Origin of the sequence: Streptomyces sedi (assembly GCF_006335015.1) — a bacterium.
Classification (GTDB): domain Bacteria; phylum Actinomycetota; class Actinomycetes; order Streptomycetales; family Streptomycetaceae; genus Streptomyces; species Streptomyces sedi.
Genome location: NZ_VDGT01000037.1, coordinates 1 through 14,884 on the forward strand (window position 1 = coordinate 1; position 14,884 = coordinate 14,884).

The 14,884-nt window shown below is 67.3% G+C and carries 18 protein-coding genes and 1 pseudogene; 10 read left to right on the forward strand and 9 right to left on the reverse strand.

Translation table 11 applies throughout. The features are described 5' to 3' along the window. Positions 1-361: 361 nt before the first annotated feature. The 5 genes from FH715_RS27605 (at position 362) to FH715_RS29630 (ending at position 3,683) form a co-directional block, all read left to right on the forward strand. Positions 362-751: a hypothetical protein gene (locus tag FH715_RS27605; protein WP_139650185.1), complete on the forward strand. Its 390-nt coding sequence runs from the start codon at positions 362-364 to the stop codon at positions 749-751. Between the two features lie 470 nt (positions 752-1,221). Further along, positions 1,222-1,530, forward strand: a complete 309-nt coding sequence (locus FH715_RS27610; RefSeq protein WP_246109029.1) for a CPCC family cysteine-rich protein — start codon at positions 1,222-1,224, stop codon at positions 1,528-1,530. A 415-nt stretch (positions 1,531-1,945) separates the two neighbouring features. Continuing rightward, positions 1,946-2,851, forward strand: coding sequence for a polymorphic toxin-type HINT domain-containing protein (locus tag FH715_RS27615; protein WP_139650187.1), 906 nt, complete (start codon positions 1,946-1,948; stop codon positions 2,849-2,851). Between the two features lie 14 nt (positions 2,852-2,865). Further along, the gene (locus FH715_RS27620) at positions 2,866-3,108 is read left to right on the forward strand and encodes a hypothetical protein (RefSeq protein WP_246109027.1); all 243 of its coding nucleotides are present in this window, start codon (positions 2,866-2,868) and stop codon (positions 3,106-3,108) included. 338 nt (positions 3,109-3,446) lie between these two features. Next, positions 3,447-3,683 carry a DddA-like double-stranded DNA deaminase toxin gene (locus FH715_RS29630; protein WP_425472780.1) on the forward strand — a complete coding sequence of 79 codons (237 nt, stop codon included), beginning with the start codon at positions 3,447-3,449 and terminating at the stop codon, positions 3,681-3,683. A 701-nt stretch (positions 3,684-4,384) separates the two neighbouring features. Here FH715_RS29630 and FH715_RS27630 read toward each other — a convergent pair. After that, a pseudogene (locus FH715_RS27630) lies at positions 4,385-4,845 on the reverse strand (IS110 family transposase); the annotation flags it as partial. A gap of 279 nt (positions 4,846-5,124) precedes the next feature. On the opposite strand from FH715_RS27630, the gene FH715_RS27635 reads away from it, so the two are divergent. Together FH715_RS27635 and FH715_RS28440 are read left to right on the forward strand one after the other, a co-directional pair. Beyond that, on the forward strand, positions 5,125-5,526 hold the full coding sequence (locus FH715_RS27635; RefSeq protein ID WP_139650193.1) for a hypothetical protein: 402 nt from the start codon (positions 5,125-5,127) through the stop codon (positions 5,524-5,526). A 12-nt stretch (positions 5,527-5,538) separates the two neighbouring features. After that, entirely contained in the window at positions 5,539-5,709 is a 171-nt protein-coding gene (locus tag FH715_RS28440) for a hypothetical protein (RefSeq protein WP_170184850.1), read from the forward strand. Positions 5,710-5,792: 83 nt separating this feature from the next. Here FH715_RS28440 and FH715_RS27640 read toward each other — a convergent pair whose 3' ends face one another. Continuing rightward, entirely contained in the window at positions 5,793-7,184 is a 1,392-nt protein-coding gene (locus tag FH715_RS27640; protein WP_139650195.1) for an FAD-dependent oxidoreductase, read from the reverse strand. 81 nt (positions 7,185-7,265) lie between these two features. Here FH715_RS27640 and FH715_RS27645 point away from each other — a divergent pair, with 81 nt between their 5' ends. Both FH715_RS27645 and FH715_RS27650 read left to right on the forward strand, forming a co-directional pair. Further along, positions 7,266-7,640: an ArsR/SmtB family transcription factor gene (locus FH715_RS27645; protein ID WP_139650197.1), complete on the forward strand. Its 375-nt coding sequence runs from the start codon at positions 7,266-7,268 to the stop codon at positions 7,638-7,640. A gap of 260 nt (positions 7,641-7,900) precedes the next feature. Beyond that, entirely contained in the window at positions 7,901-8,959 is a 1,059-nt protein-coding gene (locus FH715_RS27650) for a flavin-containing monooxygenase (RefSeq protein ID WP_139650198.1), read from the forward strand. Between the two features lie 56 nt (positions 8,960-9,015). Here FH715_RS27650 and arsB read toward each other — a convergent pair whose 3' ends face one another. After that, a complete protein-coding gene (gene arsB, locus FH715_RS27655; RefSeq protein ID WP_139650215.1) occupies positions 9,016-10,089 on the reverse strand; it encodes an ACR3 family arsenite efflux transporter in 1,074 nt (357 codons plus the stop codon). A 41-nt stretch (positions 10,090-10,130) separates the two neighbouring features. Further along, a complete protein-coding gene (locus FH715_RS27660) occupies positions 10,131-10,445 on the reverse strand; it encodes an ArsR/SmtB family transcription factor (protein WP_139650200.1) in 315 nt (104 codons plus the stop codon). Positions 10,446-10,525: 80 nt separating this feature from the next. On the opposite strand from FH715_RS27660, the gene FH715_RS27665 reads away from it, so the two are divergent. Continuing rightward, positions 10,526-10,963: an arsenate reductase ArsC gene (locus FH715_RS27665; protein ID WP_139650202.1), complete on the forward strand. Its 438-nt coding sequence runs from the start codon at positions 10,526-10,528 to the stop codon at positions 10,961-10,963. Positions 10,964-11,008: 45 nt separating this feature from the next. Here FH715_RS27665 and FH715_RS27670 read toward each other — a convergent pair whose 3' ends face one another. The 5 genes from FH715_RS27670 to FH715_RS27690 are packed head-to-tail and all read right to left on the reverse strand — an operon-like array spanning position 11,009 to position 14,362. After that, a complete protein-coding gene (locus tag FH715_RS27670) occupies positions 11,009-11,803 on the reverse strand; it encodes an SPDY domain-containing protein (RefSeq protein WP_170184851.1) in 795 nt (264 codons plus the stop codon). Then, a complete protein-coding gene (locus tag FH715_RS28445) occupies positions 11,800-12,537 on the reverse strand; it encodes a hypothetical protein (RefSeq protein WP_170184852.1) in 738 nt (245 codons plus the stop codon). The genes FH715_RS27670 and FH715_RS28445 overlap by 4 nt, the downstream gene beginning before the upstream one ends. Beyond that, positions 12,534-12,977: a type II toxin-antitoxin system RelE family toxin gene (locus FH715_RS27680; protein ID WP_246109028.1), complete on the reverse strand. Its 444-nt coding sequence runs from the start codon at positions 12,975-12,977 to the stop codon at positions 12,534-12,536. The genes FH715_RS28445 and FH715_RS27680 overlap by 4 nt, the downstream gene beginning before the upstream one ends. After that, entirely contained in the window at positions 12,977-13,594 is a 618-nt protein-coding gene (locus tag FH715_RS27685) for a DUF4913 domain-containing protein (RefSeq protein WP_139650211.1), read from the reverse strand. The genes FH715_RS27680 and FH715_RS27685 overlap by 1 nt, the downstream gene beginning before the upstream one ends. A 3-nt stretch (positions 13,595-13,597) precedes the next feature. Beyond that, entirely contained in the window at positions 13,598-14,362 is a 765-nt protein-coding gene (locus FH715_RS27690; protein ID WP_139650213.1) for a DNA-methyltransferase, read from the reverse strand. Positions 14,363-14,884: the final 522 nt, after the last annotated feature.

A 14,884-nucleotide genomic window follows, 5' to 3' on the forward strand; every position in this document is an offset into this window, starting at 1 on the left:
TCAAAGGCGACGGCGTCCACCACGCCATGCTCGGCATCGCCCGCCTACACAACCTCAACCTCGCCAACTGACGAAGAAACAGGCAGGTCAAACAGCACGTCGTAGATCAATTACGGGACAGCCCTTAGTCACACCATTCCCGGAATTGGTCATGACCCGGAAGCGCTCGCGGAATATTTCTCGGGATTCTCTCGGCGAGACTTCACGCATGTCGACTCTCGGGTCGAGGAAGGGGCGTCTCAGGCGTTTGCGGTGTATGATTCCGAAAGAGGTGTAGCGGTAATTGGTACTACCCGAATGATTCACGGGTACGTTATGAGTCCAGAGAGTTTTTCGAGCAGATTTAGCCCCAGGTGAGCTGATGAGAATCAAGATGCAAATCGAAGGGATCGCCGGGGGGTATCAACTTCGGCTGACAGAATCGCAATACGGGCTCCTCGTGAATTCATTGTCTGCCCTGACGGAGATGATTGATGATGAGATGGGGCTGGAGGTCGTATTGGGGGGCTCAGGGGGAGACCTGCGTAACCTTCTAGAGCGCGCGGAACGCGCCGTTGCTGGAAGTCGTCTCATTCTAAATGTGCGCCGTGAGGAGATTCACGGTATTTACGCCCTGCTTGTCAGTCTTCCAGAGTTTTTTCTGAGTGAAGAGACTTACTATTGGCGGGTCGGCGCTTTTCGCGAGAACTCGAAAGCTCTCGCCGTTGGTATTGTCTCCGCCGTCTCCGAGATTGAGTTTCGGCCTCAGTAGTTCGCGCGTATCTGGGCTGTCGTGTCTCCCGGGTTCTGCTGGTGAATCCCATACTGTGCCTGGGTGTTGGCAGGTGTACCCGACGCGCATAGGTCGGGGTGGGAGTTCCTCGACTCCAGTTCTTTCTTTCCTATGGTTGGGGTATGGGTTGTGATTGTCGACGGGTGTAATGATGTCGCGCTGAAGACGCCGGGGTTTACCGTTGTGGATCTGCTCCTCATGCTTGTTCAGTTGCGTCGTGATAACCCCTCTTTCGGCGCATCGATCGTGGAAACTTGACGGGCTCACGGCGCGATCAACGCCAGAAGTGTGCGAGGGGCAGTGGGGCTGTCCTACAGTTTCTCCGACGTGGTTTCGGTGATTTCCCTGGGTATTTTGATAATTGGCCGGAGGTGATCATCCCATAATGGCGTTTCGTGACGTCGTTTCCCCCTGCCCGTGTTGCGGTCATAGAACCGCCAGGGTCATCAATGGTTCGCTCGATCTGCTACTGGGAGGATGACCTTCTACAGTTGCGTTGGCCGCTATATGCTGGCGGGGCGAACGGCATAACCCTAGCGGATGCTCAGCAAAACTATCTGAGGTCCGGCGTCAGCGATAGCCGCTTCAGTGATCTGGTGAGGGCTCCAAGGGAGACTGAAGTGCTGGATGTCGGATTTAGGGTTGCAGATCTTGAGCGAGACAACTTCGAGCCCACGTTTGTGCAAGAGATGCCGTGGCCCAGTGATCGAATGGCGCTCTATTGGTGGCGGCCCCATTTCTGGCGCAGAGATATTTAACGGTGTGCCCGAAACATACGTGAGCCGGTGTGAGAATTCCTCGGCTCCGGTTCTCTCTTCCTGGGAGCGGGCCAGGGCTGGCTTGCAGTAAGACGATGATCCTCATTCAGTTGGCGTTGCAGGCGGCGCCAGCAGATGAGTCCGCTGGCGAGGGCGACGAGGGCGTTGTGTAGGTCGAGTCGGCGTTCCCAGCGGATGGCGAGGCGTTTTTTTGCATGGTTGCGGTGCACTGGTTTGCCTGACGGTTTACTTGAGTGGGTGACTGCCTGCTGTTTCGTGCCGGGGAGCGAGTGCCGGCGCCGTCACCGCGCCGAAGGGGAGTCGGTCCGCGCCCACGGCTGCTTCTACTCCAGCAGCTGGGCACAGATGTGCGTCAAGCGGGCGCCGGCCGTCAGTGTCGCCTCGATTGTGCGCCATGGGGCTGGTCATGGAAGCCCCTCAGGGCAAAGGGCTGAAGTTCGTCGACCGCCTCCTGGAGAACGCGTCCGAACTGGGCACGACATTGCGCCGCAATGTGGGCGACGCGTGTAACAGCTTCGTGGCCGGCACCCACGTCCTGATGGCCGACGGCACCACCCGCCCCATCGAGGAACTCCGCATCGGCGACAAGGTTCTGGCCACCGACCCCGAGACCGGCGAGACCAGCCCGCGTACCGTCACCGCCGAGATCACCAGCACCGGAACCAAGCACCTCACCGCTCTCACCCTCGCCACCGAGGAAGGCCCCACCACCCTCACCGCCACCGACGCAGACCCCTTCTGGAACCAGACCACTCGCGCCTGGACCGACGCCGCAGAGTTGACGGTCGGCACCGAACTCACCGCCCCCGACGGCACCACGACCACCGTCACCACCCTCACCCGGCACACCCGAGCCAGCACGGTCCACAACCTCACGGTCGAGGGACTGCACACGTACTATGTGCTGGCGGGACAGACTCCGGTTCTGGTTCACAATTCCAACTGCCCGCTGACTGGCGGGTTCAAGGTGGGTGTCAGCCCGGACGAGATCGCCGATATTAATCGCGGTTTCGGTGGGGAGACGTTGTTGAATGGTTCGCCAGCAAGCACCCTGGCTAATGCCAGTCGCTATGACAGCTTCTGGGATAAGTCGGCGGTTGTGATCCGGGATATCGCGGGAAGCCACATGTTCAACAATGGAAATAAGCGAACTGCTCAGGCTACCGTTGAACAGTTGATGGAACGGAACGGTGTCACGAGCGGTCCCACTTCCGCTGATCTCCGAAGTGTCATCGACAGGGTAAGCAAAGGTCAGCTGCGTGATGTCAGTGACATATCGGCAGCCTTGAGAGGCTATTGATGGGAGCAAAAGTGATGGATATCGAGCAGCTCATGGACAAGTTGGGCCGCTCTGGCGTCACTGTCATCCTAAAGGTGGATGATGAGAGGATGGCGGAAGGTGGAGAGCCTTGGACGTTGGTAATGTCGGGGCCGGGGCTAGGTGAGCAGGGATTTATCCGTGCCGAATCTTCCAGCCTCAATGACTGCCTGGAGCAAGGGTTCGTACGACTGCGTGCCAGGCCCGGCGACTGGGAATGGTTGACTGAAATCTTGTAGCCATCGACATGAGGTCCTCCGAGGGCTCATGCCGTTTGACGGCAATGTCAGCGGACGGCAACTGGGGCGTCAGGGATGTCAAATGCTTCCTGATCAGTGAGTGGCTTGCGTATCTCGGGTCATCGCATGCTTGCGGTGCCCTGGTTTGCCTGCGGTTTACTTGAGTGGGTGACTGCCTGCTGTTTCGTGCCGGGGAGTGAGTGTCGGCGCCGTCACCGCGCCGAAGGGGGAGTCGGTCCGCGCCCACGGCTGCTTCTACTCCAGCAGCTGGGCACAGATGTGCGTCAAGCGGGCGCCGGCCGTCAGTGTCGCCTCGATTGTGCGCCATGGGACTGGTCATGGAGGCCCCTCAGGGCAAAGGGCGAACGAGAGCTAACGGGGAGCACGTGGAGACTCACGCAGCAGCGTTCTTGCGCATGAATCCAGGTGTCAGAACGGCTGTCCTCTGCATCGACTACCCGACGGGGACCTGCGGAACATGTAGAAGTACATTGCCAGACATGATGCCCGAGGGGGTTCAGTTGTGGGTGATCTCGCGTCGTACGACTGAGAAGTTCACGGGACTTCCTGACTGACTGAGTCCGAAAGTAATCGGTGGCCGATTCAGATGGATCGGCCACCAATTCGTGTTTCACCATCTACCAGGGCAGTGGTTCATCGGTTGTGAAGTCCTGAACGCCGGAGTACGTGCGCCACTTGACTCCTGGCATCTCCTCCGCCCAGGAGAGAGAGCACCTGGTGCCCTCGCTGCAGGGTGATGTCATGGCCGGCGTCGGGATTGTCGCTCGGGTGGACGAGAGCCAGCCAGCTCTCGCCGAGGAGGATCCGCGAATCGCGGGCCGGCCAGTTGCATGGAGGGAAGGGGAGCTCATGGCTTCCTTCTCGGGACCAGAGCCAATCTATCGGGACTCCTTGCGCTACTTTCGCCGCAGGAGCGCCACAGGATTGCCTCCAGGATGGTGGCGTGAATCAAGAAATCTGAGAGCCGCTCGCCAGTGCGTCGCCACGGGGTCGGTTCGTCGGATGGATGTCGCTCATACACGGAGCTTTCTTCGCTTTTTGGGTCGAATGCCCAAACCCAGGTCCCTTGGTTCTCGACCCAGAACGGAATCTTTCCGTCTTCTGCTGCGAGTTCCGCCAGGGGGATGGCGTAGTTGTGTGAAGTGATCTCTCCGCCCCACTGGGCAGAGATTTCATGCCACTCGACAAGCTCCCTGGGCACGCCAGGCGATTCCCTCAGTCTCGCATTGGGTGATTTCTGGGCGCCGTACCACCTCCGCAGAAACCGCAGCAGGCTCGTGCGGTCGGTGACCAGGTCGATGCGGTGCCCGGTCAGCAGTTTCAGCTCGATGGTCGCTTCGTCGCCGGGGCGGACGGGTTGCAGGTCCTGGCGCATGCGGGCCTGGTCGGCGATGACGTGGGCGTCCCGGGCGTCGGTCTTGCCCTCGCCGCGGTAGGCGTCGGCGGCCCGGTTGACCACCCGCCCGGGGATGTAGAGGAGTTCCTGGCCGTGGTTGACCAGCAGGGCGATCAGCAGGCCGGGCTCCCACCAGTCATGTCCAAAGCCCAGGTCGTCTCGTCTCCGTCGGCCCGGGCGAGCACGTCACGCAGGAGTTCAAGAAGCTGCGGCTCATCGTTGGCCACCCGTCGCGACAGCAGGGTGGCGCCTTCGGCGTCGACGACCACGCAGTGGTGGTGGGTCTTTCCGCAGTCGATCCCGGCCCATATCCGGCTCATCGTGCTCCAGTCGGTCGTACCTGTCTTGCATACCACGGACGACCTCGCCGGCATTGCTCTACGCAGCGACTTTCTCGCACTTCCCAATCGGCGGCCGAGTCGTCGTGGGGAGCCGGGCGGCCAAGCCAGCGAAGCCACGGACGGCAGCCGCATGAAAGCCACACCCAGCTCCCCTGGGTGCCACAACCCTACGAATGGCTAGGGCAGACCCAGGGAGAAGGTAGAGCCGCATGATGCTGTCCCGCGCGACGACAGTCACGTGACCGTAGGAGGGGTGAGGTGTTCAACCGACTCATGCGGCGGGCTCACCGCCCGCCGACCGACGCGGCCCCCTCCTCCGCCGAGGGGCGTTCGACGACCTGTCCGGACACCGCCGAGGCTCTTGGCCCAGGCCGAGACGTGACGGACTGGGTCTGGCCCTATCCCTTCGCGATGCCGTTGCCTGGCGGGCTTTTGACCTGCGACGCCTGCGGCGCCCAGCGCGACTGGCTGTTCATCCTCCAACTCGCCACCGACCAGGTATCCGTGCGCTGCCGCTGCACCCGACAGTGGCACGAACCCCGGATACCTGCCGACTGGTTCCGCCAGCACTTCGGCCGCATCCACCGCTACCACACCGATCCAGCGGCAAGAGACCGCGCCTTGGGGTTCGACGGCACGTTCGCCGGCATCTACTGGTAACGGGAGCGCGTCATGGCGGTGCAGAACTACAAGCTCGGCCCGTGGCCGTGCGACGAGTTCGGCGACTACCGGGTGACCGGTGGCAGCGTGCGCGGCGCTTCGCGGCGACGGACCCGCCGATGCGCCCGCCGCAAAGCCAAACGCGCCAGCGAACGGCTGTGGCGCGGAGAGCTGAACAGCTGAAGGGGTGGGGACGCACGTGTCAGGGGGGCCGTGAAAGCGCCGGCGAACCGATCACGGTCCCGTACTCGTGAGCGGGGGGTCGTTTACGAGCCGCAACAGCCGTCCGATGACGCGTTCTCTGTCGCGGTCGAGGCGCCGACTCCGAGTGGGACGAGCTGCGGCGCGGGGGCGCAGCGTTCGCTCGCCGCCTCCTGGGCCGTGCTCTGTTCGAAGAGGCCGGCGCCACCGCACACCCCGGTCTCCGGGAGAGTCAGTTCCACTCGCTGGGCTGCTTCCCTGTCGCCTGCGAGGTGGGCGGCGATGGAGCGGACCTGTTCGTAGCCGGTCATGGCGAGGAAGGTGGGGGCGCGGCCGTAGGACTTCATTCCGGCGAGGTACAGGTCCTCTTCGGGGTGGGAGAGTTCGTTGACGCCGTGGGGGTAGACGGTGCCGCAGGAGTGCTGGTTGGGGTCGATGAGGGGTGCCAGGCGTACGGGGGCGGAGAGGCGTTCGTCCAGTCCAAGGCGCACTTCGGAGAGGAAGGTCAGGTCGGGGCGCAGTCCGGCGAGCACGATGATCTGGTCGACGGGATCGGTGCGGCGGCCGTCGTCGGCGACGAGCACCAGGCGGTCTGCGTCGTGTTCGACGGCGGTGGTGCGGAAGCCGGTGACCGCGTTGGCGTGCCGGCTTTCGACGGCGGCCTTGGCGGCCAGGCCGAGGGCGCCCCGAGCGGGGAGTTGGTCGGCGGTGCCGCCGCCGAAGGTGGAGCCGGAGATGCCGCGGCGCAGTACCCATACCGCGTGCGTGCCGGTGCCGTCCGGGGCCTTGGCGAGGTCGGCCAGGCCGGCGAGGACGGTGAAGGCGGAGGCGCCGGTGCCGACCACGGCGGTGCGCTGGCCGGCGAAGGACGCGCGGACGGCCGGGTTGCTGAAGTCCGGGACACGGTAGGTGATGCGGCCCTGGGCGGCCAGGGCGCGCTCTCCCGTGGCGGGGTAGCCGTCGGCGCCGAGGGGGTTGGGGGTGGTGTAGGTGCCGGAGGCGTCGATGACGGCGCGGACGGTGATCCGTTCCTCGTCGCCGTCGGCGGTGGTGACATGCACGGTGAGGGGTTGGGTGTCGCGGCCGGAGTCGACCACGCGGTCCCGTCCGGCGCGGGCCACCCCGGTGACGGTGGTGCCGTAGTGGACGCGTTCGCCGAGGGTGTCTGCCAGCGGCTGGAGGTAGTCCTCGGCCCACTGGGCGCCGGTCGGGTAGGTGTCTGGCGCGGGGCGGACCCAGCCGGCGGGGGCGAGCAGCTTCTCGGAGGCGGGGTCGACCAGCTCGGCCCAGGTGGAGAACAGCCGCACGTGGCCCCATTCCCGTACCGCGGCGCCAGCGTGGTCCCCGCGTTCCAGGATCAGCGGCTGGATGCCGCGTTCGATCAGGTGGGCGGCGGCGGCAAGGCCGATGGGGCCGGCGCCGATGACGGCGACGGGCAGAGCAGCAGGCTCCGGCATGATCAGCGCTCCCTCACTGTTTCGACGTCTGTCGATGCCCGGAGATTGCCACGCGGTATCGATGAGTGTCAACATAGAAGAATGTCGAAGCAGAAGACGGTCGGGCTCCCGGTCCTTGAACCGGACGATGCGGTGGTGCCGTGCTGCCCGCCGCTGACGGCCGCGGAGCTGTCCGCGGAGGACGCGGAGCGGATGGCCGCGATGTTCAAGGCGCTCTCGGACCCGGTGCGGCTTCGCCTGTTCTCGAAGGTGGCCTCCCACCCCGGGGGCGAGGCGTGCGTGTGCGACATCGCCGACGTCGGCGTCTCCCAGCCCACCGTCAGCCACCACCTGAAGAAGCTGCGCGAGGCCGGGTTGCTGACCTCCGAGCGCCGCGGTACCTGGGTCTACTACGCCGTCGCCCCCTCGGTGGTGGCCGCGATGTCCGCGACGCTCGACCTGCGCACCGCCACCTGACTCCCGGCCCTCGGGTTTCCTGTCCGGCCGCCAGTCGGGTGTGCAGCAGTCAGTGAGGTAGCTCTTCGGGGCGGCCAGCCGCTGCGCGGTCCGGGGGCCGTCGGCGCGGTAGCGGAGCTGCCGCCCGTCGCGCCCGGCCCACAGCGACCCGCCGGCGCGAGAGCGCCCGGTGCTCCGAGGCGATCGAGAGGCTCAGGCCGCTGCGTGCGTCGACCTCCCGGACGGTAAAAAACGAACTATCTGCTGCTGGAGCACCCACCATGGAACACGTTGACCTCCTGATCATCGGCGCGGGGCAGTCCGGACTGTCCACGGCAGCCGTCGCCACCCGCACTGGTTGGTCCCGGCCGCTGGTCCTGGAGGCCGGCGGCGACACGGCCGGCTCCTGGCCGTTGTACTACGACAGCCTGACCCTGTTCTCCCCGGCCCGGTACTCCGCCCTGCCCGGCCACCCCTTTCCCGGCGACCCCGACCGCTACCCGGCGCGGGACGAGGTCGCCGACTACCTGCGCACCGTCGGCAAGGGCCTGGACGCCGACATCCGCACCGGCGCCCGCGTGACCGCGGTTCGGTCCGCCGTCGGTGGCGGGCTCACCGTGGAGACCGGGAACGGCGAGCAGTGGTCGGCGCGGACCGTGGTGGCGGCCTCGGGCGTCTTCGCCCACCCCCATACCCCCGCCCTGCCTGGCCGCGAACTCTTCGGAGGGCGGCAGCTGCACTCCGCCGACTACCGCGCTCCGACGGACTTCGAAGGCGCGCGCGTGGTCGTGGTGGGTGCGGGGAACTCCGCGATCCAGATCGCCGCCGACCTCGCCCCGCTCGCCCGCGTCACCCTTGCCACCCGCGCGCCTGTGCGGTGGACGGCCCAGTACATCCTCGGCCGGGACATCCACTGGTGGACCCGGTGCACCGGCCTGGACATCGCCCCCATGCGACGGCAACTGGCCAAGCTGCCGGTCTCCGTGCTCGATGACGGCACCTACAAGGCCGCCTTGGAGAAGGGCGGCGTGGAGCGGCGGGACATGTTCACCGCGCTCACCGAGGACGGCGTGATCTGGGCGGACGACACCCAGGAAGCGGTTGACGCCGTCATCTGGGCCACCGGCTACCGCCACCGCTATCCCTACCTCGCCGGTACCCCCGCGCTCGATGACCAGCACCGGCCGCTGCACCGCCTGGGCGTGTCCACCACCGTGCCCGGGCTGGGCTACGTGGGTATCGAGTTCCAGCGCGGTTTCGCCTCCAACTCCCTGCGCGGCGCCGCCCGCGACGCGCGCCACGTGCTGAGCAGGCTGCGGCGCACCGCCCGGCGCGGGTGACCGCCAGTTCCGCGCGGCGTTGGGCGGTGACGCCCGCGCAGGGCTGGCTTCGTCTGTCAGCCCTTGGCCACGGCGTGCCGGCGCCGCAGGGCCAGGGAGACGTACACCAGCGCCACCAGGACGGGCACCTCGATGAGTGGACCGACGACGCCGGCCAGGGCCTGGCCGCTGGTGACGCCGAAGGTGCCGATCGCGACGGCGATGGCGAGTTCGAAGTTGTTGCCGGCGGCGGTGAACGCGAGGGTGGCGGTGCGGTCGTAGGGCAGTCCGGCGGCCCGGCCGAGGGCGTAGGAGCCGAACCACATGACCGCGAAGTACACGAGCAGCGGCAGGGCGATGCGGGCGACGTCCCAGGGGGCGGAGGTGATGGCGTCGCCCTGGAGGGCGAACAACAGCACGATGGTGAACAGCAGCCCGTACAGCGCCCACGGCCCGATCCGGGGCAGCACGCGCGCCTCATAGCGCTCCCGGCCGAGCCGCTGCTCGCCGATGCGGCGGGTGGCGAAGCCGGCGATCAGCGGGACGCCAAGGAATACGAGGACGTTGAGGGCGATCTCGGCGGCGGAGATGTCGAGGTTCTCGCCCTCGCCGAGGTTCAGCCAGCCGGGCAGCAGGTCGAGGTAGAGCCAGCCCAGCAGGCCGAAGGCCAGGACCTGGAAGACGGAGTTGAGCGCGACCAGGACGGCGGCTGCCTCGCGGTCCCCGCACGCGAGGTCGTTCCAGATGATCACCATGGCGATGCAGCGGGCGAGGCCGACGATGATCAGGCCGGTGCGGAACTCCGGCAGGTCGGGCAGAAAGATCCACGCGAGGGCGAACATCACCGCCGGTCCCAGTACCCAGTTGATCACCAGGGAGGAGGCCATGAGGCGGCGGTCGCCGGTGACGGTGCGCAGGCTGGTGGCGTCGTAGCGGACCTTGGCCAGTACCGGGTACATCATGACCAGCAGGCCGATCGCGATGGGCAGGGAGATCCCGCCGACCTCAAGGCCGGCCAGCGCGTCGTCCAGCCCGTTCACCGCCCGCCCGAGCAGCAGTCCGGCGGCCATGGCGGCGATGATCCACAGCGGCAGGAAGCGGTCGAGGGTGGAGAGCTTCGCGACGATCCCCGCGTCATCTCCCGGTTCCAGGTTCGTCGCTCGTTCGGGGGCGGGCGGGTTGCTGGTGGTGGTCACGGGCAGGCCCGCTTCCGGTTCTGATCGGCGGTGGCGCGGGCGGTGGCGGCCAGATCCGTGAACTGCCCGGCCATCGTCTCCAACACCTCGGGCCGCAGCCGGTAGTAGGTGAACCGGCCGCACGGCTCGGTGTCCACTACCCCGGCCTCGCGCAGCACCCGCAGGTGGTTGGACAGGTTCGTCTGCTTCGCGCCGGTCTCCTCCACCAGGTGCGTCGTACACAAGGTCTCGCGCGCCAGCAGCGTCACGATCTTGAGCCGGAGCGGGTCGGCCAGCACCCGCATCAGATCAGTCCCAACTGAAGTCACCATGCACTGATACTGTCACATCACTTGAGACTGACATCAGTCCTGGCTGATGCTGCTGTCCTGCTGCGCGTAAGGAATGAGCGATGCCCCCTGCCACCCCGCACCCCATCGCGCCGGTCGCCTCGGTGCTGTTCGTCTGCGTCCACAACGCCGGCCGCTCCCAGATGGCCGCCGGTTTCCTCGTCCACCTCGCCGGCGACCGGATCGCGGTCCGTTCTGCCGGCTCCCTGCCCGCCGACTTGGTCAACCCGGCCGCCGTGGAGGCAATGAAGGAAGTGGGCGTCGACATCGCCGCCGAACAGCCCAAGGCGATGACCGCCGAGGCCGTGCGTGCATCCGACTACGTCATCACCATGGGCTGCGGCGACGCCTGTCCCATCTTCCCCGGCAAGCACTACCGCGACTGGACCCTGGACGACCCCGCCGGGCAGGGCGTGGAGGCCGTCCGCCCCATCCGTGACGAGATCCGCACCCGTATCGAGGCCCTGATCGCCGAGATCGACGACAAGCGGAAGGCGTGAGCGCATCCGTCGTGTCAGGCGATATGTCAGCCGTGGGCCCGAGCGTCAACGGCTCGGGCCCCCGCCCACTGGCGTTGACGGGGGCCGGGCGCGGGGCGGCGAAGGAAGGTCGGACGTCTGCGGCTGGTGCGCATCGGGGGCCCGTGTGGCGGTGAAGTCGGTGGCGCGGGTGCGGGCTTGGGAGTGTGGGCGGCGCACCGGGGTGGGGTCGGTCAGTGCGGTGGTGAAGGTGGCGAGCAGCGGGGTCGGCGTGGCCTGGGTGAAGGTGGCCCACCAGGCTGGCTCGCCGCGGCCCGCGCCGATCTGCCACGCCGTCGAGGGGCGGGTGAACGCGTCGGCGTTCGGTCGGTGGGGCGATGGGGTGTGGATGAGGACGGCTTGGACGTCCGGGGAGGTTGTCGTCAGCCGGCCGGGGAGCTGCTGGGTCTGCCAGCCGGCCTTCTCCAGTGGGGTGGTGGCGAGGTAGGGGGCGAGCGGGCCGATCAGGTGTTGCTGGTTGCCGTGCTCCCACATCTGGCCGAGTCGGGCGAAGAGGGGCCGCAGGAGTTCCTCGGGCGTCTGGGCGCTGGCCTGCGCGGTCCACAGGGGGCGGTCGAAGGGGTCGGGGCTCGCGCTGATGCGCCAGAGGGGCGAGGGGGCCGGTTCGGGGAGGTAGCCGATGCGGAGGGTCTGGTCGGGGCTGGAGAGGTAGAAGTTGCCGGAGGCGTCGTCGTGGTGGGGCCAGTTCCTGTCGAGGAGTGGGGCGAGGGCGTGCTCGGGAACGTTGCGCGCACCGGCCAGGTAGGCGGGGGTGACCCAGTTCGGTTCGGGCGAGGGGGAGTCGGGGCTCGTCGGGTTCACCGGTCGATGGCGAGGTCGGTGTCGGAGAACAGGTCGCTGGGCCGGTAGGGCAGGACCGCCCCGAGGCCGGACGAGGCGCGGGAGGGCTGTTGGTGCGTGGTGTACCAGCCCGAGAGGCGTTCGAGGATCGGTGGGAGCGCGTGCGCGTGGTGGGTGAGTTCGTATGCCTGGCCGCGTCCGCTGCCGGTGGGGTGCCTGGAGGTCAGGAGCTTGTGGAGGAGGAGCTGTGTGCCGCGTGCGTAGACGGTGGCGCGGGAGATGGTGGTGAGGTGCCGTTGGGCGAGGGCGTGCAGGGTGGTCGGGCCGGTGGTGGCGAGGGTGGACAGGATCAGGAGGGTGTGGCGTCGGGCGAGGAGGGTGAGTGCGTGTTCGATGCGCTGGGTGCGGGAGTGGTGGGCTGAGGTTTCGGGCCACCAGTGCAGGAGCTGGTGGTGGAGGGGGCCGAGTGCCCGTGCGGCCGGGGTCGGGGACCACAGGGCGGGGCCGGTGTGGATCAGCGGGTGGAGGAGGTGTTCGTCGGCGAGCCGGGTGAGGTGGTCCTCGGCCGTGGCGCGGGGCAGGTGGGGTATCGCTCGGGACAGCTCGGCGGCGGTGGACGGGCCGTGCTGGTGGATGGCGTGGAGCAGGCGTGTGGTCCAGGGCCGGGCCAGGATCTCGACGGCGGTGGTGGCGTGGTCTAGGTGGCGGTCGGTGAGGGTGTGCCAGGTCGGCGTGGGGAGCGTGGTGGTGGTCATCGGCGGTGTCCAGGAGGCGGGTTGGTGAGGGCTGTCGCGGGAGGCGGCGTGCGGGGGACGGTGTTGAGGACGGAGAGGTGTTGCGGTGTGGGGGTGTGGTCGGGGAGGCGGCCGAGGCGGCGGGCCGCGGTGTTGTACACCTCGTGTGCCTCGCGCGCGCCGATGGCGATGACGAAGATCTCGCGGCGGAAACCGAGTCGGGAGCGGGGAGGAGCGGCGCGTTCGCGGAAGACGATGCGCCACTCGGCGTCCGGATCGACGTGGAGTCGCCGGTAGCCCGAGAGGTCCACGCCGGCACGTGTCCCGAGGGGAGTGCCTCGTTGTTCGCCGTGGACCAGGCCCTGGAGTTGCAGGAGGGCCAGGTCGCGGATGGTGGTGGGCAGGTGGCGGAGGTCCTCGATGGCGCGGGGGTCGGCGGCGAAGCCGAAGCGGGCCGGCATCAGGCCGCCACGCTGGTGGAGGCGGGCTCATCGTGTTCCGTCGCGGGGGGCGGGGGCAGGAGGCGGTGGGCTCGGCGGTGGGGGTGGGTCGTGCACGCGGCGAACGGGCCACCGGGGCTGCGGAGTTGAGCCATCGTGTGGTCCAGGAAGTCCCTGTGCCAGATCGCGGGGCCGCTCGGTCCGGCGTCGGGGGCGATGTGCTGCCGCCAGGACAGCCAGAGGGCGTGCAGGCGTGCGACGGCCTCCGGGTGCTGGGGCCACCAGGGGCACCAGGGCGCCTGGGTGGAGATCTCCCGGCCGTAGGTCGGCAGCAGGATGTCGTCGACCCACCGTGTCAGGCGGGCGAGTTCGCGGGCGTGGGCGCGACCGCGCTTGAGGAGGATGAAGCCGGCCCCCGCCGGGCGAGGTGGGGCGTCGTCGGGGAGGTCTTCGACGGCCCCCGTCTCGTCTTCGGTGTCGCCGGCGGTGGCGAAGACGTTGCTGAGGCGGGCGAAGCCGGCGGCGAGGTCGGCGGGGTCCAGGCGTATCGGCTCCGGCAGGTCTCCCTCGACGGGTTCCGGCTCGGCTGCTTCTGTCGACTCCGCTTCGGGGTCGGCGGGTTCGGGAGTGTGGGGCATGGTTCAGTGCTCCTCGGGGCCGGCGAGGTCCAGGTCGTCCTGGTCGGTGGTCTGGTGGAGCGCGGTCTCCAGTCGGCCGCGGGCGATGCCGATGTAGTGCGGGCTCATCTCGATGCCGATGAAGTCCCGGCCTTCTTGGAGGGCGGCAACGCCGGTCGATCCGGAGCCGGCGCAGAAGTCGAGTACCGTTCCTGCGGGTGGGCATATCCGCACCAGTTGCCGCATCACCGCCAGAGGTTTTTGCGTGATGTGCTTGCGGTCCTTGCGGGGCTGTGAGGCGGAGTACAGGCCGGGGAGATAGATCGGATTGCGGGAGGCGGCGATCCGCCCCTTGGTTCCCCAGACGATGTATTCGCTGTCCTGACGCAGTCCCCCTTTCCGGGGACGGGCGGCTGGCTTGTGCCACGTGGCCATTCCCTGCCAGGTCCATCCGGCGGCTTGGAGTGCGTCCGCCGTGGTGGATACCTGTCGCCAGTCGCTGAAGATCAGCACCGGGCTTCCGGGTTTGGCGAGGCGGTAGGACTCGGTCAGGTTGAGGGTGAGCCAATAACCGTAGCTGCGTTGGTCCTTGTTCTCGCCGTCGAAATCCGCGAGATGGTGACGGACCCCACCGCTGACGTACTTCGTGCGTGCGGTGCGGCTGGTGCGTTCGGCCGCTGTCCGGCCACCGGAGTTGTAGGGCGGGTCGGTGATGACGCAGTCGACCGCCTGGTCAGGCAGGGCGGCCATCACCGTCAGGGCATCACCCTGATGCAGGGAATAGGGCAAGTCGACTCCCTGGAGGAATTGAGAACGGGGGAGTCGTCGAGAATATGTTCCTGTTCCTGTCACCCCAAGAAACGTCCGGTGCTTCACCATGTCGAACCCGCCCAACCAGCCACTCCGACGAGCCCGTTGCAGACTTCAGTGAAGCCCAGTTGGGGCGACAGTGATTCGCCCCTACAGTCGAAAGTGCCTCGGGAAACTCCCGGAATGGCGGGCTTTTGCCTGCTTCGGATCAGACTGTCGAGGGGGAATGCGTCGTGCGCGGCACCAGATTATCCGGCCGGTGATCTCTACAGGGATGGCGTGGGTCGTCCGGGAGGAACGTGGTTTTCCCGGACGGCCGGGCGGTGCGGAAAGGGCGCAGGAGGATGTCGGAGTGAAGAAGGCCGCACTCATAGGAGCTCGTAACACGATCATGGTGTGCGGTGTTTCAGGCGTCGCCAGCAGATGAGGCCGCTGGCGAGGGAGACGAGGGCGTTGTGCAGGTCGAGTCGGCGTTCCCAGCGGACGGCCAGGCGTTTGAAC

Bases quoted from the DNA above. Each gene is read 5' to 3' on its own strand.
- FH715_RS27620 (WP_246109027.1), top strand. From the start codon at position 2,866: ATGGATATCGAGCAGCTCATGGACAAGTTGGGCCGCTCTGGCGTCACT.
- FH715_RS27610 (WP_246109029.1), top strand. From the start codon at position 1,222: ATGGTTCGCTCGATCTGCTACTGGGAGGATGACCTTCTACAGTTGCGT.
- FH715_RS28445 (WP_170184852.1), bottom strand. From the start codon at position 12,537: ATGACCACCACCACGCTCCCCACGCCGACCTGGCACACCCTCACCGAC.
- FH715_RS27660 (WP_139650200.1), bottom strand. From the start codon at position 10,445: ATGGTGACTTCAGTTGGGACTGATCTGATGCGGGTGCTGGCCGACCCG.
- FH715_RS28440 (WP_170184850.1), top strand. From the start codon at position 5,539: ATGGCGGTGCAGAACTACAAGCTCGGCCCGTGGCCGTGCGACGAGTTC.
- FH715_RS29630 (WP_425472780.1), top strand. From the start codon at position 3,447: ATGGAGGCCCCTCAGGGCAAAGGGCGAACGAGAGCTAACGGGGAGCAC.
- FH715_RS27605 (WP_139650185.1), top strand. From the start codon at position 362: ATGAGAATCAAGATGCAAATCGAAGGGATCGCCGGGGGGTATCAACTT.
- FH715_RS27665 (WP_139650202.1), top strand. From the start codon at position 10,526: ATGCCCCCTGCCACCCCGCACCCCATCGCGCCGGTCGCCTCGGTGCTG.
- FH715_RS27640 (WP_139650195.1), bottom strand. From the start codon at position 7,184: ATGCCGGAGCCTGCTGCTCTGCCCGTCGCCGTCATCGGCGCCGGCCCC.
- FH715_RS27645 (WP_139650197.1), top strand. From the start codon at position 7,266: ATGTCGAAGCAGAAGACGGTCGGGCTCCCGGTCCTTGAACCGGACGAT.
- FH715_RS27685 (WP_139650211.1), bottom strand. From the start codon at position 13,594: ATGCCCCACACTCCCGAACCCGCCGACCCCGAAGCGGAGTCGACAGAA.
- FH715_RS27650 (WP_139650198.1), top strand. From the start codon at position 7,901: ATGGAACACGTTGACCTCCTGATCATCGGCGCGGGGCAGTCCGGACTG.
- FH715_RS27680 (WP_246109028.1), bottom strand. From the start codon at position 12,977: ATGCCGGCCCGCTTCGGCTTCGCCGCCGACCCCCGCGCCATCGAGGAC.
- FH715_RS27615 (WP_139650187.1), top strand. From the start codon at position 1,946: ATGGGGCTGGTCATGGAAGCCCCTCAGGGCAAAGGGCTGAAGTTCGTC.